Source organism: Streptomyces sp. NPDC002911 (genome assembly GCF_053591835.1).
Window position 1 is genome coordinate 49,886 of record NZ_JBSFUO010000006.1, and the last position, 24,448, is coordinate 74,333.

Sequence of the window (24,448 nt, forward strand, 5' to 3'; positions counted from 1 at the left end):
GGTGCCCAAGATCCCTGGAACTGTCATGCGAAACTTTTCACATGAGTTCTGGCCGCGCACTCCGAAGCCGCTCCACCCTGCTCGCCGCCACAGTCGTGGCCGGTGTCCTGGTCCTGTCCGCATGCAGTGGCGGCACCAAGGCCGGCGGCGGCGGCAACACGAACTTCGTCACCGGCAGCGGTGGCATCTCCACCGTGGCCAGGGGCGAACGCACGGACGCGCCGAAGCTCGACGGCACGACCCTGGACGGCAAGGCGCTCGATGTCACCGACTACAAGGGCAAGGTCGTCGTCCTGAACTTCTGGGGATCCTGGTGTGGCCCCTGCCGCGCCGAGGCCAAGCACTTCCAGAAGGTGTCGCAGGAGACCGAGGACCAGGGCGTCCAGTTCGTCGGTGTCAACACCCGTGACCCCCAGAAGTCCCTCGCGGTCAACTTCGAGCAGGACTTCGGGGTCACCTACCCGAGCATCTACGACCCGACCGGGAAGCTGCTCCTGCGCTTCCCCAAGGGCACGCTGAACCCTCAGGCCATCCCGTCGACCGTGGTCGTCGACCGGGACGGGAAGCTCGCCGCCCGCACGCTCGCCGCTCTCGACGGGGAGAAGCTGCGGAAGATGATCGACCCGCTGATCGCGGAGAAGTGACGCCGTGCTCCAACTGGCCGCGGCGTCCGGTTTCAACGACACCGTCTTCAACGGCGCCCTGCTGGTGGCTCTGCCCATCGCGCTGCTCGGCGGACTGGTCTCGTTCTTCTCGCCGTGCGTCCTGCCGCTCGTCCCCGGATACCTGAGCTACGTCACCGGCGTCAGCGGCACCGACCTCGCCCAGGGCAGGCGGGGCAGAACCGTGACGGGCGCCTCCCTCTTCGTCCTGGGCTTCACCGCCGTCTTCGTCTCCGGCGGGGCGCTCTTCGGCTACTTCGGCCAGACCCTCCAGGACTACAGCGGGGTCCTGTCCAAGGTCCTCGGTGTGCTGATGATCTCGATGGGCGTCTTCTTCATGGGCCTCATGCCCTGGATGACGCAGCGTGAATTCCGCATCCACAAGCGGCCGGTGACCGGACTGGCAGGCGCGCCGCTGCTCGGCGCGCTCTTCGGGATCGGCTGGACGCCGTGCCTCGGCCCCACGCTCTCCGCCGTCAGCATGCTCGCCGTGGACCAGGGGACCGCCGGCCGAGGAGCGGTGCTGTCCGTGGCGTACTGTCTCGGACTCGGCATCCCCTTCATCCTGGCAGCGGTCGCCTTCCGCAAGGCGCTGGGCGCCTTCGGCTGGGTCAAGCGCCACTACGCGTGGGTCATGCGGATCGGCGGCGGCATGATGATCGTGACCGGGATACTCCTGCTGACGGGCGCCTGGGACATGCTCATGCAGGAGATGCGAGTCTGGTCCGACGGCTTCACTGTGGGGATCTGAGTTTTCATGAGCAACACGAACACCACGGACGAGCGCGACCTCGGCCAGGCCGGGGAGCAGCTCTCCACCGCTCCGCGCGAAGAGTCCGCCGCCTCCGTACCGGCCATGGGCGTCATCGGCTGGGCACGCTGGTTCTGGCGGCAGCTCACCTCGATGCGGGTCGCGCTGATCCTGCTCTTCATGCTGTCGCTCGGCGCCATCCCCGGATCGCTGATCCCACAGAACAGCGTGGACGAACTGAAGGTGCAGACCTTCAAGGAAGCCCACACCACCGTCACCCCGGTCTACGAGAAGCTGCAGCTCTTCGACGTCTACAGCTCGGTGTGGTTCTCCGCGATCTACATCCTGCTGTTCGTCTCGCTGATCGGCTGCATCGTCCCGCGCACCACCCAGTTCGTCGGACAGCTGCGCGGCCGCCCGCCCGGCGCCCCGAAGAAGCTGACCCGGCTGCCCGCGTACACCACCTGGCGCACCGACGCCGAACCCGAGCAGGTCCGTGAGGCCTCGCTCGCCATCCTGCGCAAGCGGCGCTTCCGCTCGCACGTGGTCGGTGACGCGGTGGCCGCGGAGAAGGGCTACCTGCGCGAGACCGGGAACCTGCTGTTCCACATCGCGCTGATCGTCATGCTGGTCGCCTTCGCCGGTGGGCAGCTCTTCAAGTCCGAGGGCGGCAAACTCGTCGTCGAGGGCGACGGTTTCGCCAACACGATCACCCAGTACGACGACTTCAAGTCCGGCACGCTCTTCGACAACGACGAGCTCGCCCCCTTCAGCTTCGATCTGCAGGACTTCGTCGGTACGTACGAGCGCAGCGGTCCCCAGCGCGGTACGCCCCGGACCTACGAGGCCCGGGTGACGTACTCCGAGGGCGCGGACGGGCCGGCGAAGAAGAAGGTCATCGAGGTCAACAAGCCGCTCGTCGTCGACGGCACGAAGGTCTACCTCAACGCCCACGGCTACGCCCCGGTCATCTCGGTCAAGGACGGCAACGGCAAGGAGGTCTACAGGTCCTCCGTGCCCCTGCTGCCCATCGACAACAACGTCACCTCGACCGGTGCGATCAAGGTGATGGACGGCTACAAGGACAAGAGCGGCAAGAAGAGCCAGCTGGGCTTCCAGGCCTTCTTCGTACCGACGTTCGCCGGTGACGGACAGGGCACGATGTTCTCGCAGTACCCCGGTCTCGACTATCCGGTCCTCGCGCTCAACGGCTACCACGGCAGCCTGGGCGTCGACTCCGGGCTGCCGCAGAACGTGTACCAGCTCGACACGTCCAAGATGAAGGAATTCAAGGACAGCAACGGGGACCAGCTCAAGAAGCGGCTGCGCCCCGGCGAGACCATGAAGCTCCCCGACGGCGCGGGTTCGATCACCTTCGAGAGCGTCGACGAATGGGCCAGCTTCCAGATCACGCGCCAGCCCGCCAGCGGCTGGGCCCTCACCGGTGCCGTCGCCGCCATCGCCGGGCTCGCCGGTTCGCTCTTCATCCAGCGCCGCCGCGTGTGGATGCGGGCCGTGAAGGGGCCGGACGGGGTCACCGTCGTCGAGATGTCCGGTCTGGGCCGCAGCGAGTCCGCGAAGCTCCCCGAGGAGCTGGCCGATCTCGCGATCGCGCTCAACACCGTGGCGCCCACCGCGCCCGACCCCGACCCCGAGCCCGAACAACCCGCCGAAGAGCCTGCCGAAGGGGCTGAGAAGTGAATCTCGCCGCCGCAACCAACGAGAGCCTGGCGAACGCCAGCAACACGCTGATCTATTCGTCGATGGCCGTCTACACCCTGGCTTTCTTCGCACACATCGCGGAGTGGGTGCTCGGCAGCCGCAGCAAGGTCGGCCGCACCGCCGCCGCGCTGAAGAAGGACTCGGCCACCGGCGGCTCCACGGTGAAGGTGCAGGTCGCACAGCAGGGCGGCACCGCCGTGCTGGAGCGCCCCAAGGTCATCACCCGGTCCGCCGCCGGGACGCGTGACGTCCCGGACGGCCCCGGTGCCGCGGGCGGTACCTTCAAGGGCGACCTGTGGGGGCGGATCGCGATCTCCCTGACCGTCGTCGCCTTCGCCGTCCAGGCGGCCGGAGTCGTCGCGCGTGCCCTGTCGGTGCAGCGGGCCCCCTGGGGCAACATGTACGAGTTCTCGATCACCTTCTCCACGGTGGCCGTCGGCGCCTACCTGACCCTGCTGGTGCTGAGGAAGAACGTCCGCTGGATCGGCCTGATGCTGGTCACCACGGTCCTGCTGGACCTCGGTATCGCGACCACCACGCTGTACACCGACAGCGACCAGCTGGTGCCCGCGCTGCACTCCTACTGGCTGTGGATCCACGTCTCCACCGCCATCATCTGCGGCGCGGTCTTCTACCTCGGTGCTGTCGGCACCCTGCTCTACCTGTTCCGTGACAGCTACGAGAACAAGCTGGCCAACGGCATCACGCCCGGAAAGTTCGCGACCTCCGTCCTGGAGCGGCTGCCCGCCGCGAAAACCCTGGACACCTTCTCGTACCGCATCAACGCCGCCGTCTTCCCGCTGTGGACGTTCACGATCATCGCGGGCGCGATCTGGGCGGGCGACGCCTGGGGCCGCTACTGGGGCTGGGACCCCAAGGAAGTCTGGTCCTTCATCACCTGGGTCGCGTACGCCGCCTACCTTCACGCCCGCGCGACGGCCGGCTGGAAGGGGCGCAAGGCGGCGTACCTGGCGCTGGCCGCCTTCGGTTGCTGGCTCTTCAACTACTACGGCGTGAACATCTTCGTCACCGGCAAGCACTCCTACGCCGGAGTCTGACCGGCACCACCGCGAGGGCGCGACCGCTTCGGTGCGGTCGCGCCCTCGCGCATGTACGGGCGTCAGCCCAGAGGGGTGTCCAGGACCGCCTTGCGGTGGCTGAACGTCTCCAGGGAGTAGCGGCCGTGGTAGTTGCCCATGCCGCTCTCGCCGACGCCGCCGAACGGCAGGTCCGACACGGTCAGATGGGCCAGGGGCAGCCCCATGCCCACCCCGCCCGACGAGGTCTCGGACAGCAGCCGCTCCCGTACGGAGGGGTCGTGGGTGAACGCGTACAGGGCCAGAGGCTTGTCACGGTCGTTGATGAAGCCGATGGCCTCGTCGAGTCCGTCCACGGTGAGGATCGGCAGGACGGGGCCGAAGATCTCCTCCCGCATCACGGGGGAGTCCGGGGCGACATCGGCCAGTACGGTCGGAGCGATGTACTTCTCGTCCCGGTCGTGGGCGCCGCCCGTCACCGTACGGCCGGAGTCCAGGAGGCCGACCAGCCGGTCGAAGTGGCGCTCGTTGACGATCCTGCCGTACTCCGGGCTGGTGGACGGATCCTGCCCGAACCGCTCCTCGACCGCTGCGGCGAGCGCGTCCGCCAGCACCGGGGCGGTCTCCGGGTCGGTCAGGACGTAGTCGGGGGCGACGCACGTCTGGCCGGTGTTGAGGAACTTTCCTGAGACCAGCCGGGAGGCCACCGTCTTCAGGTCCGTGTCGCGGTCCACGAACGCGGGCGACTTGCCGCCCAGTTCGAGCGTCACCGGCGTGAGGTGCTTCGCCGCGGCGGCCATCACGATCCGGCCGACCGTGCCGTTGCCGGTGTAGAAGATGTGGTCGAAGCGCTCGGCGAGCAGGGCGGTGGTCTCCGGGACCGCACCCTCCACCACGGCAACGGCGTCCGTGTCCAGATACTGCGGCAGCAGCCGGGCCACGGCGGCGGAGGTCGCGGGCGCCAGCTCGCTGGGCTTGGCGACGACCGCGTCGCCCGCGGCCAGCGCACCCACGACGGGCGCGAGCAGCAGCTGCACCGGGTAGTTCCACGGAGCGATGACGAGGACGACCCCGAGCGGGTCCTGCACGGTGTGGGCGGTGGCCCCCGCGAGGACCGCCGGTACGGGGGCGGGCTCGGGCCGCAGCCACGCCTCCAGGCGCTCCAGGGTGTGGTCGATCTCGCGGACCGTGAAGTCGATCTCGGTCCGGTAGGCCTCCTTGCGGCTCTTGCCGAGGTCGGCCCGGAGTGCGTCGGCCAGCTCGTCGCCGCGCTCGGTGAGCAGGGCGCGCAGCCGCGTCAGCTGGTTGGTGCGCCAGGCGACGTCCCTGGTGCGGCCGGTGCGGAAGGTGGCGCGGAGCCGGGCGACGGTGTCGGCCGGGGTTTCCCGCACGGTCCCGGAGCTCACAGGGCCGCCACGATCTCGCGGGCCAGCTGCTCGGAGGAGGCCGGGTTCTGGCCGGTGTGCAGGTTGCGGTCGTGCACGGTGTGCACTGCCCACGGCTCGGCGGCGGCGTAGTCGGCGCCGAGCTCGACGAGGCGGTTCTCCAGCAGCCAGGGCGCCTTGGCTGCCAGGCCGGCCTGGGTCTCCTCGGCGTTGCTGAAGCCGGTCATGCGGTAGCCGGCGAACGGCCAGCTGCCGTCCGCACGGCGGGCGGGCAGCAGGGCGGCAGGCGCGTGGCACAGGACGGCCACCTGTGTGCCGGAGTCCAGAGCCTGGGTGAGCAGCCGGCCGGACACCTCGCTGACGGCCAGGTCCTCCATGGGGCCGTGGCCGCCGGGGTAGAAGACGATGTCGTACGACGTGGGCACGACGTCCTCGAGCCGGGCGGGGATGCGGAGTGTCTCGTCGATCGCGGCGAGGTACGAGGCCACGGCGTCGGCCTGCTCCTGGCCCCCGTTGGCCTCGGCGGCGAGGCTGGCGTTGTCCACGGTGGGGGCGACCCCGCCGGGCGTGGCGACGGTGATGTCGAAGCCGGCCTGGGTGAAGACGCGGTGCGGGGCGGCGAGTTCCTCGGCCCAGAAGCCGGTGGGGTGGGTGGTGCCGTCGTTGAGGGTCCAGTGGTCGGCACCGGTGAGGACGAAGAGTACGGAGGGCATGGGGGGTGCTCCCTACGAGACGCGAGACGTGAGACGTGAGACGCCTGAAACATGAAGCTTGATATGCTCAAGCAATACCCTTCATGTAACGGGTCAAAGTTGAGCATGTCAAATAAATGTGGTGTGTGGCGGACAGAGTCCGGGCCTCCGGACCGCACGTACCGATCGAAGGATGACCGACCATGACGACGGAACCGGCACCCCGCGCCGTCCCTACTCCGGACGAACTGCTGGAACCCCTCGCAGTCGTCGTCCGTGGCCACCACGACGACCTCACCGCCGTCGCCGGGCGGCACGGTCTCAGCACCTCGCAGGCCAGGGCGCTGATCGCCCTCAACGAGCCCATGCCCATGAGTGCGCTGGCCGGTCATCTGGTGTGCGACGCGTCCAACGCCACCGGTCTCATCGGCCGTATGGAAGCCCGCGGGCTGGTGACGCGCACCCCGGCGCCCGGCGACCGCCGCTCCAAGGTGGCCTCCCGTACAGCGGAAGGCACCGAACTCGTGCACCGCATCCGCGCCGAGATGCGCGTGGTGCACGGCGCCCTGGAGGCGCTCACCCCCGATGAGCGCACCGCCCTGCTGCCCCTGCTCGACCGGCTGGGGCGCCTGCTGTCCTCATGAACGCTCTGCTGTCCTCATGAACGCATGGCGTGACGCATGACGTGTCTCATGACGTGGCGGGCGGAGTCGTGTCCTCGGGACCGGTGCCGTCCTCCCGGCGCTTGATCTCCTCCTCGCGGCGTCGGAGGTCCGCCTCCCAGTCCTTGAGGACGGACTCGTCCTTCTTGTGCTCCTCCTTCAGCGACTTCAGGAAGTCCGGATTGTCGTCGGGCGCCACCCACGTGGTGCGGCGGCTGCGGTGCCACTCCGAGGGAGTGCGGCCCCCGGCGGGCGCGGTGCGCATCTTGCCCGCGGCGAGCCAGACGATCGGGCCGACGATCCAGAACAGCAGAATGATGAACACCCAGGCCACCTTCGGCAGGTGCTTCGCCTCGTCCTCCGGGGTGTTCAGGCAGTCGATGAACGCGTAGATCGTCAGTGCCAGCGGCAGAAGGTAGATCAAGGCCCTGAGCATCGTGAAGGGTCCCCCGAGATGAGATGGGGAGGCGTTGTCCCGCCCCCGGTGACGGGCTCAGGGTAGCGGGTGGCCGATAATGGACTTCATGGCTTACGACGATCTTCGCTCCCTGCTCCGGGCTCTGGAGCGCGAGGGCGATCTCAAGCGCATCAAGGCCGAGGTCGACCCGTATCTGGAGGTCGGCGAAATCGTCGACCGGGTGAACAAGGCGGGCGGCCCCGCGCTGCTCTTCGAGAACGTCAAGGGGGCGTCCATGCCCCTGGCCATGAACGTCTTCGGGACCGACCGGCGGTTGCTCAAGGCACTCGGGCTGAAGTCCTATGCCGAGATCAGCGACAAGATCGGCGGTCTCCTCAAGCCGGAGCTGCCGCAGGGTTTCGTCGGGATCCGGGAGGCGTTCGGGAAGCTCGGATCGATGACCCACCTGCCGCCGAAGAAGGTGAAGGGCGACAGCGCCCCTGTCCAGGAAGTCGTCCTGACCGGCGACGACGTGGACCTGGAGCAGCTGCCCGCGCTCTTCACCTGGCCCGAGGACGGCGGCTCCTTCTTCAACCTGGGCCTCACGCACACCAAGGACCCCGAGACGGGGATCCGCAACCTCGGGCTCTACCGGCTGCAGCGCCACGACAAGCGCACCATCGGCATGCACTGGCAGATCCACAAGGACAGCCGCAACCACTACCAGGCCGCCGCCCGGCGGGGCGAGAAGCTGCCCGTCGCCATCGCGTTCGGAGCGCCGCCCGCGGTCACGTACGCCTCCACGGCGCCGCTGCCCGGGGACATCGACGAGTACCTCTTCGCCGGCTTCGTCCAGGGCAAGCGGATCGAGATGGTCGACTGCAAGACCGTCCCGCTCCAGGTCCCCGCGCAGGCGGAGGTCGTCATCGAGGGCTGGCTGGAGCCGGGCGAGATGCTGCCCGAGGGGCCGTTCGGTGACCACACCGGCTTCTACACCCCGCAGGAACCGTTCCCCGCACTGAAGATCGACTGCGTGACGATGCGGAAGCGTCCGCTGCTGCAGTCGATCGTGGTGGGCCGGCCGCCGACCGAGGACGGGCCGCTGGGGCGGGCGACCGAACGTTTCTTCCTGCCACTGCTCAAGATCATCATCCCGGACATCGTGGACTACCACCTGCCGGAGGCGGGCGGTTTCCACAACTGCGCGATCGTGTCGATCGACAAGAAGTACCCCAAGCACGCCCAGAAGGTGATGAGTGCCATCTGGGGGGCGCACATGATGTCGCTGACCAAACTGATCGTCGTCGTGGATGCCGACTGTGACGTCCATGACCTCCACGAGGTGGCCTGGCGGGCGCTCGGCAACACCGACTACGCACGTGACCTGCTGCTCACCGAAGGCCCGGTCGATCACCTCGACCATGCCTCCTACCAGCAGTTCTGGGGCGGCAAGGCCGGGGTCGACGCGACGCGGAAGCTGCCCGAGGAGGGGTACACCCGGGACGGCGGCTGGCCGGAGATGGTCGAGTCGGACCCGGAGACGGCGGCGAAGGTCGACCGCCGATGGAAGGAGTACGGCCTGTGAGCGCCTCCGCCGCAGCTGTGCCACAGCCCCGCAGCAAGCCCCGCGCGTTCCTCCGGCTGGTGATGATCGAGCACTCGGTCTTCGCGTTGCCCTTCGCCTACATCGCCGCGCTGACCGCGATGTTCCAGCTGGACGGCACATTCCACTGGGGCACGCTGCTGCTCGTGACCATCGCGATGGTCGGGCTGCGCACGTTCGCGATGGCCGCCAACCGGATCATCGACCGGGAGATCGATGCCCGTAATCCGCGCACGGAGGGCCGGGAACTCGTGACCGGCGCCGTCACGGTGAAGTCCGCGTGGACCGGCGCGATCGTGGCCGTCGTCGTCTTCCTGGGCGCCGCGGTCCTGCTGAACCCCCTCTGTCTGGTGCTGGCGCCGGTCGCCGTCGTGCCGATGGTCGTCTATCCGTACGGCAAGCGGTTCACGAACTTCCCGCACGCGATACTGGGCCTCGCACAGGCCATCGGGCCGATCGGCGCCTGGCTGGCGGTGACCGGGAGCTGGTCGTGGGACGCGGTGATCCTGGGGCTGGCCGTCGGAATCTGGATCGGCGGCTTCGACCTGATCTTCGCCTGCCAGGACGTGCGGGCCGACCGGGCCCACGGAGTGCTCTCCTTCCCCGCGCGCTTCGGGATCCCTGCCGCGCTGTGGGGCGCGCGGGTCTGCCATGTGGTGACGACCGGGCTGCTGGTGTGGTTCGGGCTGGCGACGGACGCGGAGCTCTTCTACTGGATCGGCATGGTGATCGTCGCCGTGGCCTTCGTGTACGAGCACCGGGTCGTGCGGCCGCACGACCTGTCCCGGCTGAACCGGGCCTTCTTCTCGGTCAACGGCTTCATCGGGATCGCACTCTTCGCATGTGCGCTGCTCGACCTGCTGGTGCGGGGCCTCACACCGTGATGTAGCCCTTCGAACCCTGGTCGTGGCGGCGGCGGAAGACGAACGCCGCCGCCACCCCGCCTATCAGCCCGAACAGATGGCCCTGCCAGCTGATGCCGGAGTCCGTCGGCAGCACTCCCCAGAGCAGGGAGCCGTAGACCGCGGCGATGATCACGCCGACGACGATGTCCAGCGGGCGCCGGTCCACGAAGCCGCGGACCAGCAGATAGCCGAAGAGGCCGAAGACCACACCGGACGCGCCGAGCGTCACCGTGTGCGGCGGCGCGGTGAGCCAGACACCGAGGCCGGACGCCAGAATCACGACGAGGACCACGGCGGCGAACCTGCGTATCCCGCCGAGGGCGGCGATGAAGCCGAGAACCAGCAGCGGGACGCTGTTGGACGCCACATGCTCCCAGCCGCTGTGCAGGAACGCGGACGGCACGATGTCGGCGAGCTCGGCGGTCGCGCGCGGGCTGACGCCGTAGGTGTCGAGGGCGTGGCCCGTCGCCGTGTCGACGACTTCCAGCAGCCACAGCAGGGCGATCCAGGCGATCATGACCGCGCCGGCCGTGACGGTTCGTGCGGTGGCGCTCGTGCGTGTGCCCGTCATGGTCACCCCCTGTTCATGGCTCTTCCCTCATTCGTTGCAACGTCCGGAGCCCCTGGCTCAGTTCCTGGAGCAGGGTGCCGGATAGGCTCGACGGTGTGACAGCCGGGACTTCGATGAGTCAACAGCAGCGCAGGCCTTGGATTGTCGGGGTATCGGGCGCATCGGGCACACCCTTCGCGGCCTCGGTGCTGCGCGGACTGCTGGCCGCCGGGGAGAGCGTCGATCTGGTGGTGAGCCGTGCCTCGAGGCTGACGCTCCTGGACGAGACGGGAATCGCCTTCCGCGACGCCCACTGGCAGGAGGACCTGCGCAGGTGGCTGGCGCGGGGCGCGGACGGGAACCCGGACACGTTCCGGCCGGACATCGGCGGCGTACGCCACTGGGCGGCCGGCGATCTGGCGGCCGGGCCGTCCTCGGGGTCGTATCCGGCGAAGGGGATGCTGATCGTCCCGGCATCGACGGCGTGTGTGGCCGGGGTGGCGCTCGGGCTCTCGAAGGATCTGCTGCAGCGGGCCGCGAGCGTGACGCTCAAGGAGCGGCGGAAGCTGGTCGTGACCGTGCGCGAGACTCCGCTCAGCGGCCAGACGCTCAAGCAGATGGTCGCGCTCGACGAGGCGGGCGCCGTGGTGCTGCCCGCCTCTCCGGCGTTCTACGCGGGGGCGACGCACGTACAGGATCTGGTGGACTTCGTCGCCGGGCGGGTGCTCGACGCGGCGGGAGTGCCGCATCGGCTGTACCGCCGCTGGGAAGGGGAGCTCGGTGGCGCCTCCCGGGGCTGAACCGGCGGGGTCAGCGCTTCTTCCTGTTCACGCGTGGGGTGCGGGTGCGGTCGACCCGGAGGGCGGCGGCGGGCTGGTGGGCACGCGAGCGGTTGGCCAGGTCCTGCAGCTCGCGCATCCGGGCATAGGCCATCTCGATCGAGTACACGGTGAAGGTCACTCCTGAAGATTCGAAAGTTTTTCTCGGGTGATGAAAAAGATTTGCAGGGCTTGACCCTGTCGCGCCTTGGATTCTACACGTAAAGTCGCGGTACTGCTGAATAATGGAAGGTTTCAGTCACATGGACGCGGTGGACAGACAGCTCATCCAGGCCCTCAGAGAGAACGGCAGGGCCTCGTACGCAGAGCTGGGGCGGCTCGTCGGGCTCTCCGGGCCCAGCGTCACCGACCGCATCAACCGGCTGGAATCCGCAGGGGTCATCACCGGTTACCGCGCGACCGTCGACGCCGCCTCACTGGGCCTCGGTGTCACCGCGCTGATCGGCATCTCCCTCTCGGACGCCGCCGACCACGAGGACGTCGCGCACCGGCTGAAGGACCTCGCCGAGATCGAGGACTGCTGGTTCATCGCAGGCGACGACTCGTTCATGCTCAAGGTGCGGGTCGGCGACGTGGACGGGCTGGAGAAGACGATCCGCAGGCTCGGCGGCACCAGGGGCGTCTCCCGGACCCGTACGACGGTCGTGCTCTCCACCAAGTGGGAGAACCGGGTCGGGGAGCTTCCCGAGGAGGAGTAGCCCGGAGTACGGACGGGGGTGCCTCCGCCACGAAGGCGGGGGAGTACGGTTGGCTGCCGGAGTCTGTTACGTAGAGATATGGGAGGGGCACTGGTGGACGCGGGACTCAAGCGCGAGCTGGAGGAGAAGGTCCGGGCCGGCGAGCGGCTGACCCGCGAGGACGGGATCGCGCTCTACGAGTCCGACGACCTGGCATGGCTCGGCGGGCTGGCCCACGAGGTGCGTACGAGGAAGAACGGCGACGTCGTCCACTTCAACGTCAACCGTCACCTCAACATGACCAACGTGTGCACCGCGTCCTGCGCGTACTGCTCGTTCCAGCGCAAGCCGGGCGAGAAGGACGCGTACACGATGCGCATCGAGGAGGCCGTCCGTCTCGCGAAGGCGATGCAGGGCGAGAACCTCACCGAGCTGCACATCGTCAACGGGCTGCACCCGACCCTGCCGTGGCGCTACTACCCGCGCTCGCTCAGTGCGCTCAAGGAAGCCCTGCCGGAGGTGGCGCTCAAGGCGTTCACCGCCACGGAGATCCACCACTTCGAGACGATCTCGGGGCTCTCGGCCTCCGAAATCCTCGACGAGCTGATCGAGGCCGGTCTGGAGTCGCTGACCGGCGGCGGCGCGGAGATCTTCGACTGGGAGGTCCGCCAGCACATCGTCGACCACAACACCCACTGGGAGGACTGGTCGCGCATCCACCGTCTCGCGCACGAGAAGGGTCTCAAGACCCCGGCGACGATGCTGTACGGGCACATCGAGGAGCCCCGTCACCGCGTCGACCACGTGCTGCGGCTGCGGGAGATGCAGGACGAGACCGGCGGCTTCCAGGTCTTCATCCCGCTGCGCTACCAGCACGACTTCGTGGACATGAAGGACGGCAAGGTCCGCAACACCCTCCAGGCGCGGACGTCGATGGCGACCGGCGCGGAGGCCCTCAAGACCTTCGCGGTCTCGCGGCTGCTCTTCGACAACGTCCCGCACGTCAAGGTGTTCTGGGTGATGCACGGAGTGCAGACAGCCCAGCTCGCGCTGCAGCACGGCGCGGACGACATGGACGGCTCGGTCGTCGAGTACAAGATCACGCACGACGCCGACGACTACGGCACCCCGAACAAGCTCGGCCGCGAGGACCTGCTGGACCTCATCCGGGACGCGGGCTTCCGGCCCGTGGAGCGCAATACCCGGTACGAGATCCTCCGCGAGTACCCGGGCCCGGACGCCGACCGGCGCGAGACGCCCCAGCCGATGCGCGTCTGAGGCCTCACGCCGCCCGGCCCCCTGCGCCCGTCACGCGTGCCCCGCTGCACGAAAGCCCCGGCCTGCCGTCCTCCGGCCGGGGCTTTCTCGCGTGGTGGACACTGCTTGAAGGACGACCATCGTAATAGTTAATCTGCGCATATGGCGCTTACATTCGAAGTGGATCCCGCATTCGACCGAGCCTTGCGGGACGGCATCACCGCGCTCTGGGTCGACGTCAGCAACGCCGGCGGGGCCGTCGGCTTCCTGCCGCCCGTCACCGGCGACGAGGTCCGGCCCGAGCTCGTCAAGCACCTCGCCGGGATGGTCGAAGGCCGCACCCACCTGATCGTCGGACGGGACGAGGACGGCACGGTGGCCGCCACCACCTTCCTCACCCACAACACCCACCGGCTCATGCGGCACTGGATCGGCGCCTACACGGTGATGGTGCACCCGCGCCACCAGGGCAAGGGCTACGGGCGCGCGCTGATGGCCGCCACGGCCGACGCCGCCCAGGCGATCGACGGCATCGAGGCCATCCGGCTCACCTGTCGTGGCGGCACCGGTGCCGATCGCTTCTACACCTCCTGCGGATACAAGGAGGTGGGCCGGGTCCCGGACGCCATCCGGGTCGCCGAGGGCGACGACCGCGACGACGTGATCATGCTGCTCCCGCTCTTCCGGTAGAAGCGTCGCGGCCCTCCGGTGGGAGCGGCACGGCAACCCTGCGAACTGATCGAATTCGGGGCATGCTTCACTGGTCGGGCAGGAACCAGACTGCACGACCGCAGGAACGTCGGACGTAGAGAGAAGGCCAGCCGTGTCCGCTGCCAAGCCGAGCGCAACGATCCGGTACACCGCCATGCGTCTGCTGATTTTCGTCGGCTGTTTCTTCATCGCCGGTGTGGCGGTCCACTTCGGCGTCCTGCCCGCGGGCGTCGGCGGCTCCAACGCCGTCTGGGTCATCCTCCTCGGCCTCCTGCTCTCCGCGCCCCTCAGCTTCATCCTGCTGCGCAAGCAGCGCGACGAGATGTCCGAGCAGATCATCTCGTCGGTCGACCGGACCAAGGCGAGGCTCGAGGCGAACCGCACCCGCGAGGACAGCGTCACCCGGTAGGCGCCGCGTAAGGTTCCTCACACCCCGCACCCCGTACTGACGAGGCCCCGGACCGGAGCAGCCGCTCCCGTACCGGGGTTTCAGTGTGTCCGGGGCCCCGGTCGGCCAAAATGATCAAGAAGTGGACCTTTGGGGTTCTCAAAGTTGCAGTGTTAACGTATTCGCCATGATGACAGCAGTGCGCACCCGCCACGCCTTGGGCGTCCCGCTCGTGGTGCGCCTGCACGTCGATCTCTGCCGCTGTATGTCCGCGGTCTGTTGCCGCAACGTCTGAACCGGCATCATGCAGCGGCGCCGCCCCTGACGCGGGCGCCGCACCCCCGTCCCCCTGTTCGACCGCACGACCGTACGTCTGTCCTCGTACGTCCCGATGCGTCACATCTGGAGTGTGTCCGTGTCCGCGAATCCCGCGCCCACCGCCGAGACCGAAGCCGGCAAGCCGTCCGGTTCCGGCTTCCGCCTGCCCAGCATCCCGTTCTGGATGCAGATAGTCGCCGGTCTCGTCCTCGGTGTCCTGCTCGGCTGGCTCGCCCGCAGCCAGGACGTCAGCTGGCTCGTCACCACCCTCGACAAGATCGGCGGCATCTTCGTACAGCTGCTGAAGCTGGCCGTCGCGCCCCTCGTCTTCTTCGCGATCCTGGTGTCGATCACCAACCTGCGCAAGGTCAACAACGCCGCCAGGCTGGCCACCCGCACGCTGCTCTGGTTCATGATCACGTCGCTGATCGCCGTCGCGATCGGCCTCGCGATCGGCCTCCTCACCAACCCGGGCGCGGGTACCGGCCTCACCCCGAAGGACGGCGCCAAGCCCGAGAACGCCGGCTCCTGGATCGACTTCCTCACCGGCATCGTCCCCACCGACGTCATCACGCCGTTCACCGAGCTGAACGTCCTGCAGATCGTCTTCATGGCGGCCGTCGCCGGCATCGCCGCGCTCCAGCTCGGTGAGAAGGCCAAGCCGATCCTCGCCCTCAGCGAGTCGGTCCTGGAGCTCCTCCAGAAGGCGCTGTGGTGGGTCATCCGCCTCGCCCCGATCGGCACCGTCGGCCTCATCGGCTACGCGATCGCCGACTACGGCTGGGACCTGATCGGCAAGTACGCAACCTTCACCGCCGACGTGTACATCGGCTGCGCCCTGGTGATGTTCGGCGTCTACCCGCTGCTGCTCGCCACGGTCGCCAAGGTCAGCCCGCTGCAGTTCTTCAGGGGCGCCTGGCCCGCGATCCAGCTGGCGTTCGTCTCCCGCTCCTCGGTCGGTACGATGCCGGTCACCCAGCAGGTCACCGAGCGCCTCGGCGTCCCGAAGGACTACGCGAGCTTCGCCGTCCCGTTCGGCGCCACGACGAAGATGGACGGCTGCGCCGCGATCTACCCGGCGCTGGCTGCGATCTTCATCGCGCAGATCTTCGACGTCCAGCTGGGCATCGGTGACTACATCCTGATCGCGTTCGTCTCGGTGATCGGCTCGGCGGCCACCGCCGGCCTCACCGGCGCCACGGTCATGCTGACCCTCACCCTGTCGACCCTCGGTCTCCCTCTGGAGGGCGTGGGCCTGCTGCTGGCCATCGACCCGATCCTGGACATGATGCGCACCGCGACGAACGTCGCGGGACAGGCTCTGGTCCCGGTGATCGTCGCGGCCCGCGAGAAGATCCTCGACCACGACGCGTACAACTCGGCGTCGGCCTCCCCGGTCGAGGAGCCCGAGGTGCGCGACGTGGAAACGAAGGGTGTCCCCGTCACCGCGTGACCCTCCTGCGTACGAGCGTACGAGCGCCCCCGGACACGGTGTCCGGGGGCGCTCCCGTGCGTGCAGTCGGTCAGGGCCGCTGGAAGACGACCTCGGGGTTGCCGGCTGTGGGGCCGTCCAGCAGCGGCTGGTGGCGCCCGCGCAGGTGCTGGTCGAGGAAGGCGCCGACGTAGTCGCGGGTGATCGTGACCTGCCGGTCGGTGGTGAGCGTGACCGTGGGGTCGAGCGTCACGCCCATCCGGTCCTCCAGGACGGGCACGTCCGTGAAGCTGGAGTGGCCGGAGCCCTCGACGCCGAGCCAGCACTTCCAGCCGTCGAGTCGCCGCCAGCCCTCGTCCCACGAGTCGTCCTCGCCGCCGGGGAGGTGGGCGGACGTGGTGCCCAGCATCATGAAGGGGCGTTCGCCGAGGCCGGGCGCGGAATCCGCTCGAAGAAGGTGCCGTCCATGTTGATCCCCGCGTCGACGCGCGGATCGGCGAGCATCGTGGAGGCGGCGGCGCTGCCGCCGATGGAGTGGCCGACGGCGGCGACCCGGCGTCTGTCGATCATGCGCGCGTGCTCCCAGGCGGGGCGAGGGCCGGTCAGCCGGTCGAGTACGAAGGAGAGGTCGGCGGCCCGCCCGGTGGAGACCGTCGTCAGCACTGCCTGTTCGGCCGCGTCGTCCGGTGCCGCCTCGGCCGCGTCACAGGCGGCGCACGTGGGGATCCGCCCGCCGGGCGTGGGTGGCGAGGGAGCTGAGCAGGGCCGGCGCGGCGTCCCCCAGCCCGCGGCCCGCCAGGAGGACCTCGGCTTCCTTCGTGCTCGAGGGACAGTAGGCGGACGGTCCGGGCGAGGCGTCGGTCCGAGGTGTGATCTTGTGGGCTACCGGAGTCGTACGGGCGGGGTGCCGCAGACGTGGTGGACGACTACCGGCCATCGTGGCCGGACCGCATTCCTTCCGCGCGACGCCGGCCGGACCGCGCCGTACTCTTACCGAGGAGTAGCGCAGTGGGGGCGGGAGGGATGTCTGACGTGAGTGCAGTGAAGAGCAAACGGATGCCGCGCGCGGTGCGTGAGAAGCAGATGACGGACGCGGCCGTGCGGATCTTCGCGCAGCGCGGATACCGGGCCGCCTCGATGGATGAGATCGCGGAACTGGCCGGTGTGTCCAAGCCCTTGGTCTATCTGTATCTGAATTCCAAGGAGGAGCTCTTCACCGCGTGCATCCGCCGCGAGTCGAAAGCGCTGATGGAAGCCGTGCAGGCGGGGGTGGAGCCGGGTATCCCGGCTGACAGGCAACTGTGGTCGGGGCTGCGGGCGTTCTTCACGCACACCGCCGAGAACCCGGACGGCTGGGCGGTGCTGCACCAGCAGGCGAGCTCGCACGGGGAGCCGTTCGTCAGTGAGGTGGGAGCGCTGCGGAAGGAGATCGTTGCGTTCGTGACCGTTCTGATCGGTGCGGCTGCGCGTGAGGCGCACAGTGATCCCGCGCTGCCCGACCGGGATGTGGCCGGGCTCGCGCAGGCGCTGGTCGGGGCGGCGGAGGCGCTCGCCGGGTGGGCGAACGTCACTCCCGGTGTCTCGGCCAAGGAGGCCGCCTCCACCCTGATGAACTTCTCGTGGGCCGGCCTGGAGAACCTCATGCACGGTCGCGGCTGGCAGTCCCGGGGGGACTGAGGGGCTCAGCTCTCCCGGGACACGCTGCCGGCGAGGTGGACACGGCTGCCGCCGCGCACCTGGAAGGCGGTGCCGTCGGCGGCGTACGTGACGGTGGAGGGCAGCAGGACCGGTGCCTTGAAGTCCGCACGGATGGACCGGATACGGCCCGGCTCACCCACCCCGCTCCCGGTCCCGGCCTCCGCCAGGCAGCGGGCGACGGTCCACATGCCGTGCGCGATGGGCCGGGGGAAGCCGAAGAGCCGCGCCGTCACGGGGTGGAGGTGGATGGGGTTCCTGTCACCCGAAGCTGCTCCGTACCGCCGTCCGAGGTCGGCGGGCAGCCGCCACTCGGCCACGGCGGGCAGCTCCGGGGGCGTGGCCGGGGGCGGTGAAGGGGTGGCCGGTGCTCCCGTCGCGTGCCGGGACAGAAAGCCGCTGCGTGACTCCCAGACGAGCTCGTCCGCGAGCCGCGCCTCGGTCACCATCGTGACCTCCGTGCCGCGCCGGTGCGGCGTGAGTTCAGCGGCGTACACGGTGAGTTCGAGCGCGTGCGTCGGCTGCAGTGCCCGGTGCGCTGTGATCTCGATCCAGGTGTGGACAAGTCCCAGCACCGGCAGCGGGAAGTCGCGGCCCGTCATCAGTCGCATGGCCAGGGGGAAGCCCAGGACATGAGGGTAGGTGAGCGGCAGCGGGCCTGATTCGGCGAAGCCGCAGATCCTGCTGTACGCGGCGAGTGGACCGGGCGCCATGCGGGCGGGCGGGAGCACCGTACGGCCGGCGGGTAGTGAGGCGCCGGGGCGCCCGGCGCGCTTGAAAGGCGAGGTGACGGCTCCGCGGACGAGGGACAGGCTCAGGCCGGTCATGGCTCAGGCCCCCAGCAGGCTCTGGCCGCAGACCCGTACGACCTGGCCGTTGACCGCGCCGGAAGCGGGCTGGGCGAACCAGGCGGTGGTCTCGGCGACGTCGACGGGAAGGCCGCCCTGGGAAAGGGAGTTCATGCGGCGCCCGGCCTCCCGGATGAGGAGGGGGACGGCGGCTGTCATCTTCGTCTCGATGAAGCCGGGCGCGACGGCGTTGACGGTGATGCCGTGCTCGGCGGCCGCACGGGGGGCCAGGGAGCGGACCAGGCCGATGATGCCCGCCTTGCTGGCCGCGTAGTTGGTCTGGCCGTTGTTTCCCGCGATCCCGGCGATGGACGCGGTGGCGACGATCCGGCCGCCGCGGCGCACGGTGCCCGACGCGATGAGCGCGTCCGTGGTGCGCAGGACACTGTCCAGGTTGACGTCGATGACGGAGGTCCAGCGGTCGGCCGGCATGTTGGCGAGCCGGCGGTCCCGGGTGATGCCCGCGTTGTGGACGAGGACGTCGAGACCGCCGGGGACGGCGGCGGCGATCAGGTCGGCGGCGTCGGGCGCGGTGATGTCCAGCGGCAGGGCGGTGGCGCCGAGGCGGTCGGCGGTGCGGACGAGCTGCTCCTGGGCCTGCGGGACGTCCAGGCAGATCACCTGGGCGCCGTCCCTGGCGAGGACGGACGCGACGGACGCGCCGATGCCGCGTGCGGCGCCGGTGACCAGTGCGGTGTGCCCGTAGAGCGGCGCCGCCCAGTCGGCCACCTCGCCGGGCGCGTCGGCGGTGAGTTCGACGACCTGGCCGCTGATGTACGCGGAGCGGGGGGACAGCAGGAAGCGGAGGGTGGACTCGGCCGAGGCTGCGCTCGCCCCGGGGGCGAGCCGCAGCAGCTGCGCGGTGGTGCCCCGTCCGATCTCCTTGCCGAGGGACCGTACGAAGCCTTCGAGGGCCTGCTGGGCCGCCGCCTGGTGGTGGTCGTCGGGGGACGGCGTGGTGCCGAGGACGACGATGCGGCCACCAGCGGCCGCAGACCGTACGACGGGGTGGAGAGCGGCGTGTACGCCGGTGAGTCCGGCGGCCGTGGTGATGCCGGTGGCGTCCAGGACGACGGCGGCCGGGCGTTCGGCCCGGTCGGTGACCTTCAGACCGGTCGCCGCGAGTACCGGGCCGAGCGTGTCGGAGAGGGCGGAGCTGCCTGCGGTGAGGTGGAGCAACGGCCCGTCGAGGGAGGGGGTCTCCAGTGTCCAGCGGCGCAGTGGCGAGGGCTGCGGCAGGCCGAGCCCGCGGGTCAGGAAGCGGCCGGGGGCGGTGCCGGTGAAGTGCAGATAGCGGTCGGCCATTGTCTGGACTCCTGCTCGGTCGTAGATTTACTCCAGAGTAAGGTTACTCAAGGGTCAGGAGTTGTCGAGATGAGTTGGTCGAGTTGATTCCCCTCGCACTTCCGCAGCCGCGCCGGGTCGCGGTCATCGGTGGCAGTCGTATTCCGTTCGCCCGCTCCGACGGCCCGTACGCGCAGGCGTCGAACCAGGACATGCTGACCGCCGCGCTGGACGGGCTCGTCGCTCGCTTCGGCCTGCGGGGACAGCGGGTCGGCGAGTTCGTGGCCGGCGCGGTCCTCAAGCACAGCCGGGACTTCAACCTGGCCCGCGAGACCGTCCTGGGCTCCGCCCTGGACCCGCGCACTCCCGCGTACGACATCCAGCAGGCGTGCGGCACCGGGCTGCAGGCCGTCGTCGCCGCGGCCAACAAGATCGCGCTCGGCGCGGTCGACTCGGCGATCGCCGGCGGCGCGGACACCACGAGTGACGCGCCCCTCGGGGTCAACGACCGGCTGCGCAGAATCCTGCTGGAGGCCCGCCGCGCCAGGTCGACGGGAGCCCGGATCAAGGCGCTGGCCGCCGTCCGGCCCGGCCACCTCGTCCCGGACATCCCGCGCAACGCCGAGCCCCGCACCGGCCTCTCGATGGGCGAGCACGCGGCGGTCACCGCGTTGAAGTGGGGCGTGTCCCGGGAGGACCAGGACCTGCTGGCCGCCACGAGCCACCAGCGGCTCGCCGCCGCGTACGAGCGCGGCTTCCTGGACGACCTCGTCGTCCCGTATCTCGGCCTGGACCGGGACCAGAATCTGCGCCCCGGCTCCACGGTGGAGAAACTCGCCGCGCTGAAGCCGGTGTTCGGAGCCGGCCACCCCGACGCGACGATGACCGCGGGCAATTCGACCCCGCTCACCGACGGTGCGGCGACCGTGCTGCTGGCGAGCGAGGAGTGGGCCGAGGCACGCGGTCTGGCACCGCTGGCGTATCTGTCGCTGTACGAGACGGCCGCCGTGGACTACGTGAACGGTGAGGACGGTCTGCTGATGGCGCCCGCGTACGCCGTACCGCGCATGCTGGAGCGGGCCGGACTGACCGTCGGGGACTTCGACCTCTTCGAGATCCACGAGGCCTTCGCCTCCCAGGTGCTCGCCACCCTGGCGTCCTGGGAGAAGCAGGGGCTCGCCCCCGTCGACAGGGACAAGCTGAATGTGGTCGGATCGTCACTCGCCACCGGCCATCCCTTCGCCGCGACGGGCGCCCGGATCGTGGCGACCCTGGCCAAGCTCCTCGCGGAGCGGGACGCGCCCGGCCGGGGCCTGATCTCGATCTGCGCCGCGGGCGGCCAGGGGGTCACCGCGATCCTGGAGCACCCCTGACCCAGCCGGATTCCCCCACGGCCGTCATCCGCACGGGGAACGACCCCGCGCACCCAGCAGCCGCCTCGGCGCCGGACCCCAGGGACGGGCCCGGCGCCGGAACCCACGTCGAGGAGCCGCTCGTGTCCACGCCCGCCCCCGCCGCCGTACCCGCCGTTCCCGTCCTGGTCGAACCGACCAAGGTCAGGGCGGCCGACGGCACCGTACGGGAAGTCTCCGTGCCGCCCCTCGCACCGACCGTGCGGAGCGGCTCGCTCGCCGAGATCCCCTTCGACAACGCCCGGGACGCACCCTCCGAGGCGGTACTCAGCCGCAAGCAGGCCGACGACAGCTGGCAGGACGTGACCGCCGAAGCGTTCGCCGCGGAGGTCCAGGCCGTCGCCAAGGGCCTGGTCGCGGAAGGCCTGCAGAGCGGTGACCGGGTCGCGATCATGGCCCGTACGACCTACGAGTGGACGCTGCTCGACTTCGCGTCCTGGGCGGCCGGGCTGGTCACCGTGCCGATCTACCCGACCTCGTCGGCCTTCCAGACGCGCTGGATCCTCCAGGACTCCGGAGCCGTCGCCTGTGCGGTGGAGACGAAGGAGCAGGGGCGGCTGGTCAGCCAGGAGCGGCAGCAGCTCGGAAGCCTCACGCATCTCTGGCAGTTCGACACGGGTGCGGTGAGCCGGCTGAAGACGCTCGGCAAGGACGTACCCGACGCGGTCGTCGCCGCCCGTCGCGCCGCCCTGGAACCGGACAGCCCCGCCACCCTCATCTACACCTCGGGCACCACGGGCCGTCCCAAGGGCTGCGTCCTGACCCACGGAAACTTCTTCGCCGAGGTCGACAACGCCATAGAACTGCTCCACCCGGTCTTCAAGTCGATGTCGAAGTACCCCGCGTCGACCCTCCTGTTCCTGCCCCTCTCCCACGTCTTCGGCCGGATGGTGGCGATCGGCTGCATGCGCGCCCGGGTCCGGCTCGGGCACGCGCCGTCCATCCGGACCGAGGACCTGCTCGCGGATCTGGCCGGCTTCAAGCCGTCGTTCCTGCTGGCCATCCCGTACGTCCTGGAGAAGGTCTACAACACCGGCCGCGCCACGGCCGAGAAGATGGGCCGCGCCTCGTCCTTCGACCGTGCGGCCGGGATCGCGCAGCGCTACGGTGAGGCGGTCGAGGCCGCCGAACACGGCACGGGCACCGGCCCCGGTCTCGGGCTCCGCGCCGCCCGCGCCCTCTACGACCCGCTGGTCTACCGGCGTATCCGGGCCGCGCTGGGCGGCCGCGTCCGGTACGTGATCTGCGGCGGCTCCCCGCTGGGGAGGAGGCTCGCCGCGTTCTACGCGGGGGCGGGCATACAGATCTTCGAGGGCTACGGCCTGACCGAGACCACCGCGGCCGCCACGGTCACCCCGCCCCTCAAGCCCCGCCTGGGCACGGTGGGCTGGCCGCTGCCGGGCACCGCCGTGCGGATCGCGGACGACGGCGAGGTCCTGCTCAGCGGTGGCCAGGTCTGCCAGGGCTACTGGGACACCGAGCGTGGCGAGGCCACGCCGTATCCGCAGGGCGACTGGTTTCCGACGGGTGACCTGGGAGCGCTGGACGAGGACGGCTACCTCACGATCACCGGCCGCAAGAAGGACATCATCATCACGTCCGGCGGCAAGAACGTCATCCCCGCTCCGCTGGAGGACTGGCTGCGCGCCCACCCGCTCGTCAGCCAGTGCATGGTGGTCGGGGACAACCGGTCGTTCATCAGCGCGCTGATCACCCTGGAGCCGGACGGCCTCGCCCACTGGCGCCGGATGCGGAAGAAGGAAGACGTGCCGCTGCGTGAGCTCGTCCATGACGGGGAACTGCGCACCGCCCTGCAGCGCGCGGTCGACGAGGCCAACCGGCTCGTCTCGCGCGCCGAGTCCATCCGTAAGTTCACCGTCCTGCCGCAGGACTTCACGGAGGAGAGCGGGCACCTCACCCCGTCGCTGAAGCTGCGCCGGGACGCGATCACGCGGGACTTCGACGCGGAGATCGAGGAGCTGTACCGCAAGCAGTAGCCGGGTCGGCGTCGCCGGGGGCGCCGACGGGCGCCTCCGGCAGATGTCCGTCGGACGGACGACGGAAATTTTTTTCGAACCATGGCACAACGGACAGGGGTGCGATTCCCCTCATCCCAGGGATGTGGTATGCGGCGCCGCGGCCCGGCGTTCTTCCGCGGTGAGGTGCTGACGAAGGAGACCTCGGCGCTCGTGGTGCGCGGATCAGCGGTTCACGTCGGGCTCCGCGGAGTGGACTCGGCGGCGCGCTCCACCGCATACCGTGGTTCCGTCACGGACGACAACGGAGGTGCCTCGTATGCGGATCGCCACAACGATCTTCCTCACCGACGAGACGATCACGCCGGTCCGGCTCGCGCGCGAGCTGGAACAGCGGGGGTTCGCCGGGCTCTATCTGCCCGAGCACACCCACATCCCGGTGAGCCGGGAGTCCCCGTATCCGGCCGGTGGCGAGCTGCCGGCCGAATACGGCCGCACCCTCGACCCCTTCGTCGCGCTGGGGCAGGCCGCCGCCGTCACCGAGCGACTGGCCCTCGGCACCGGCATCACGCTGATCGCCCAGCACGACCCCATCGATCTGGCGAAGCAGGCCGCCACGCTCGATCACCTCTCCGGCGGCCGCCTCACGCTCGGTATCGGCTTCGGCTGGAACAGGGAGGAGGCCGCCGACCACGGTGTGGAGTGGTCGACCAGGCGTGCGCTCGGCAGCGACCGGCTGGCCCTGATGCGGGCCCTGTGGGCGGACGAACCGACGCCGTACGAGGGTGAGTTCGGCTCGGTCCGGGCGAGCGACGCCTATCCGAAGCCGGTGCAGAGGCCGCGTGGTCCGGTGAGCGGCCCGCGGACCCTGATCGGCGGGGCGGCCGGGCCGAAGCTGTTCGCGCAGATAGCCCAGGACGCGGACGGCTGGCTGCCGATCGGCGGGCGTGGCCTTTCGGAGTCCGTGCCGAAGCTGCGTACGGCCTGGGAGGAGGCGGGCCGCGATCCGGAGCATCTCCAGGTGGTGCCCTATGCGGTCCAGCCCTCCCCGGGGAAGCTGGCGTACTACGCGGATCTCGGCGTCGACGAGGTCGTCCTGCAACTTCCCCCGGCCAGAGAGGCCGAGACGCTGCGCGCGCTGGACGCGTATGCGGCGTTTCTGTGAGAAATCTGTGTTTGTGAACCTGCTGGGGCGGCCGTCCGGTGGAACCAGCAACGTTAAAATCGCATCTATCACCTCCGGAC

At 69.7% G+C, this 24,448-nt stretch carries 26 protein-coding genes; 17 read left to right on the forward strand and 9 right to left on the reverse strand.

The annotated features are described in order from the left end of the window. Positions 1-41: 41 nt before the first annotated feature. Genes ACWD04_RS11685 through ccsB form a run of 4 tightly spaced genes read left to right on the forward strand, consistent with a single transcriptional unit; the run spans position 42 to position 4,193 of the window. Positions 42-644 (forward strand): TlpA family protein disulfide reductase, encoded by a 603-nt coding sequence (locus ACWD04_RS11685; protein WP_451130654.1) that lies wholly within the window; start codon positions 42-44, stop codon positions 642-644. Positions 645-648: 4 nt separating this feature from the next. Then, complete coding sequence (locus ACWD04_RS11690) at positions 649-1,413, forward strand: cytochrome c biogenesis CcdA family protein (protein ID WP_451130656.1); 765 nt, start codon at positions 649-651, stop codon at positions 1,411-1,413. 6 nt (positions 1,414-1,419) lie between these two features. Next, positions 1,420-3,114: a cytochrome c biogenesis protein ResB gene (gene resB, locus ACWD04_RS11695; protein WP_451130658.1), complete on the forward strand. Its 1,695-nt coding sequence runs from the start codon at positions 1,420-1,422 to the stop codon at positions 3,112-3,114. Beyond that, positions 3,111-4,193 (forward strand): c-type cytochrome biogenesis protein CcsB, encoded by a 1,083-nt coding sequence (gene ccsB, locus ACWD04_RS11700; RefSeq protein ID WP_451130660.1) that lies wholly within the window; start codon positions 3,111-3,113, stop codon positions 4,191-4,193. The genes resB and ccsB overlap by 4 nt, the downstream gene beginning before the upstream one ends. A 62-nt stretch (positions 4,194-4,255) precedes the next feature. Here the strand turns inward: ccsB and ACWD04_RS11705 are convergent, their stop codons facing one another. After that, complete coding sequence (locus ACWD04_RS11705; protein ID WP_451130662.1) at positions 4,256-5,578, reverse strand: aldehyde dehydrogenase family protein; 1,323 nt, start codon at positions 5,576-5,578, stop codon at positions 4,256-4,258. Beyond that, complete coding sequence (locus ACWD04_RS11710) at positions 5,575-6,270, reverse strand: type 1 glutamine amidotransferase domain-containing protein (RefSeq protein WP_451130664.1); 696 nt, start codon at positions 6,268-6,270, stop codon at positions 5,575-5,577. Before ACWD04_RS11710 ends, ACWD04_RS11705 begins: the two co-directional genes overlap by 4 nt. A gap of 182 nt (positions 6,271-6,452) precedes the next feature. On the opposite strand from ACWD04_RS11710, the gene ACWD04_RS11715 reads away from it, so the two are divergent. After that, positions 6,453-6,893, forward strand: coding sequence for a MarR family winged helix-turn-helix transcriptional regulator (locus tag ACWD04_RS11715; protein ID WP_451130666.1), 441 nt, complete (start codon positions 6,453-6,455; stop codon positions 6,891-6,893). Positions 6,894-6,939: 46 nt separating this feature from the next. Here the strand turns inward: ACWD04_RS11715 and ACWD04_RS11720 are convergent, their stop codons facing one another. Further along, positions 6,940-7,347: a PLD nuclease N-terminal domain-containing protein gene (locus ACWD04_RS11720; protein WP_451130668.1), complete on the reverse strand. Its 408-nt coding sequence runs from the start codon at positions 7,345-7,347 to the stop codon at positions 6,940-6,942. A gap of 88 nt (positions 7,348-7,435) precedes the next feature. Here ACWD04_RS11720 and ACWD04_RS11725 point away from each other — a divergent pair, with 88 nt between their 5' ends. Next, positions 7,436-8,893 (forward strand): menaquinone biosynthesis decarboxylase, encoded by a 1,458-nt coding sequence (locus tag ACWD04_RS11725; RefSeq protein ID WP_451130670.1) that lies wholly within the window; start codon positions 7,436-7,438, stop codon positions 8,891-8,893. Next, a complete protein-coding gene (mqnP, locus tag ACWD04_RS11730; protein ID WP_451130672.1) occupies positions 8,872-9,795 on the forward strand; it encodes a menaquinone biosynthesis prenyltransferase MqnP in 924 nt (307 codons plus the stop codon). The genes ACWD04_RS11725 and mqnP overlap by 22 nt, the downstream gene beginning before the upstream one ends. Here the strand turns inward: mqnP and ACWD04_RS11735 are convergent. Further along, positions 9,785-10,387, reverse strand: a complete 603-nt coding sequence (locus ACWD04_RS11735; protein ID WP_451130674.1) for a rhomboid family intramembrane serine protease — start codon at positions 10,385-10,387, stop codon at positions 9,785-9,787. The two genes, mqnP and ACWD04_RS11735, sit on opposite strands and share 11 nt — an antisense overlap. Before the next feature lie 113 nt (positions 10,388-10,500). Here ACWD04_RS11735 and ACWD04_RS11740 point away from each other — a divergent pair, with 113 nt between their 5' ends. Next, positions 10,501-11,166, forward strand: coding sequence for a UbiX family flavin prenyltransferase (locus ACWD04_RS11740; protein WP_451131116.1), 666 nt, complete (start codon positions 10,501-10,503; stop codon positions 11,164-11,166). Between the two features lie 10 nt (positions 11,167-11,176). On the opposite strand, the gene ACWD04_RS11745 is transcribed toward ACWD04_RS11740, so the two are convergent. Continuing rightward, a complete protein-coding gene (locus ACWD04_RS11745) occupies positions 11,177-11,326 on the reverse strand; it encodes a hypothetical protein (RefSeq protein ID WP_451130676.1) in 150 nt (49 codons plus the stop codon). Between the two features lie 121 nt (positions 11,327-11,447). On the opposite strand from ACWD04_RS11745, the gene ACWD04_RS11750 reads away from it, so the two are divergent. The 5 genes from ACWD04_RS11750 to ACWD04_RS11770 all read left to right on the forward strand — a co-directional run bounded on the left by ACWD04_RS11750 (position 11,448) and on the right by ACWD04_RS11770 (position 16,009). Beyond that, the gene (locus ACWD04_RS11750; RefSeq protein ID WP_451130678.1) at positions 11,448-11,903 is read left to right on the forward strand and encodes an Lrp/AsnC family transcriptional regulator; all 456 of its coding nucleotides are present in this window, start codon (positions 11,448-11,450) and stop codon (positions 11,901-11,903) included. A gap of 93 nt (positions 11,904-11,996) precedes the next feature. After that, entirely contained in the window at positions 11,997-13,160 is a 1,164-nt protein-coding gene (gene mqnE, locus ACWD04_RS11755; RefSeq protein WP_267075106.1) for an aminofutalosine synthase MqnE, read from the forward strand. 141 nt (positions 13,161-13,301) lie between these two features. Beyond that, positions 13,302-13,829, forward strand: coding sequence for an N-acetyltransferase family protein (locus ACWD04_RS11760; RefSeq protein WP_451130680.1), 528 nt, complete (start codon positions 13,302-13,304; stop codon positions 13,827-13,829). 133 nt (positions 13,830-13,962) lie between these two features. Then, positions 13,963-14,259, forward strand: a complete 297-nt coding sequence (locus ACWD04_RS11765; protein ID WP_451130682.1) for a DUF4229 domain-containing protein — start codon at positions 13,963-13,965, stop codon at positions 14,257-14,259. 394 nt (positions 14,260-14,653) lie between these two features. Next, on the forward strand, positions 14,654-16,009 hold the full coding sequence (locus ACWD04_RS11770; RefSeq protein ID WP_451130684.1) for a dicarboxylate/amino acid:cation symporter: 1,356 nt from the start codon (positions 14,654-14,656) through the stop codon (positions 16,007-16,009). A 70-nt stretch (positions 16,010-16,079) separates the two neighbouring features. Here ACWD04_RS11770 and ACWD04_RS11775 read toward each other — a convergent pair whose 3' ends face one another. Together ACWD04_RS11775 and ACWD04_RS11780 are read right to left on the reverse strand one after the other, a co-directional pair. Next, the gene (locus ACWD04_RS11775) at positions 16,080-16,400 is read right to left on the reverse strand and encodes a hypothetical protein (RefSeq protein ID WP_451130686.1); all 321 of its coding nucleotides are present in this window, start codon (positions 16,398-16,400) and stop codon (positions 16,080-16,082) included. Next, positions 16,397-16,651, reverse strand: coding sequence for a hypothetical protein (locus tag ACWD04_RS11780; protein WP_451130688.1), 255 nt, complete (start codon positions 16,649-16,651; stop codon positions 16,397-16,399). Before ACWD04_RS11780 ends, ACWD04_RS11775 begins: the two co-directional genes overlap by 4 nt. A 393-nt stretch (positions 16,652-17,044) precedes the next feature. Here ACWD04_RS11780 and ACWD04_RS11785 point away from each other — a divergent pair, with 393 nt between their 5' ends. Continuing rightward, positions 17,045-17,665, forward strand: a complete 621-nt coding sequence (locus tag ACWD04_RS11785) for a TetR/AcrR family transcriptional regulator (RefSeq protein WP_451131118.1) — start codon at positions 17,045-17,047, stop codon at positions 17,663-17,665. A gap of 5 nt (positions 17,666-17,670) precedes the next feature. On the opposite strand, the gene ACWD04_RS11790 is transcribed toward ACWD04_RS11785, so the two are convergent. Together ACWD04_RS11790 and ACWD04_RS11795 are read right to left on the reverse strand one after the other, a co-directional pair. After that, on the reverse strand, positions 17,671-18,510 hold the full coding sequence (locus tag ACWD04_RS11790; RefSeq protein ID WP_451130690.1) for a MaoC family dehydratase: 840 nt from the start codon (positions 18,508-18,510) through the stop codon (positions 17,671-17,673). Between the two features lie 3 nt (positions 18,511-18,513). Continuing rightward, positions 18,514-19,836 (reverse strand): 3-oxoacyl-ACP reductase, encoded by a 1,323-nt coding sequence (locus ACWD04_RS11795; protein ID WP_451130692.1) that lies wholly within the window; start codon positions 19,834-19,836, stop codon positions 18,514-18,516. Positions 19,837-19,910: 74 nt separating this feature from the next. On the opposite strand from ACWD04_RS11795, the gene ACWD04_RS11800 reads away from it, so the two are divergent. The 3 genes from ACWD04_RS11800 (at position 19,911) to ACWD04_RS11810 (ending at position 24,368) form a co-directional block, all read left to right on the forward strand. Then, the gene (locus ACWD04_RS11800; protein ID WP_451130694.1) at positions 19,911-21,188 is read left to right on the forward strand and encodes an acetyl-CoA C-acetyltransferase; all 1,278 of its coding nucleotides are present in this window, start codon (positions 19,911-19,913) and stop codon (positions 21,186-21,188) included. A gap of 122 nt (positions 21,189-21,310) precedes the next feature. Next, positions 21,311-23,224 carry an AMP-dependent synthetase/ligase gene (locus ACWD04_RS11805; RefSeq protein ID WP_451130696.1) on the forward strand — a complete coding sequence of 638 codons (1,914 nt, stop codon included), beginning with the start codon at positions 21,311-21,313 and terminating at the stop codon, positions 23,222-23,224. A 298-nt stretch (positions 23,225-23,522) separates the two neighbouring features. Then, positions 23,523-24,368 carry an LLM class F420-dependent oxidoreductase gene (locus ACWD04_RS11810; protein ID WP_451130698.1) on the forward strand — a complete coding sequence of 282 codons (846 nt, stop codon included), beginning with the start codon at positions 23,523-23,525 and terminating at the stop codon, positions 24,366-24,368. The last annotated feature ends 80 nt before the right edge of the window (positions 24,369-24,448 follow it).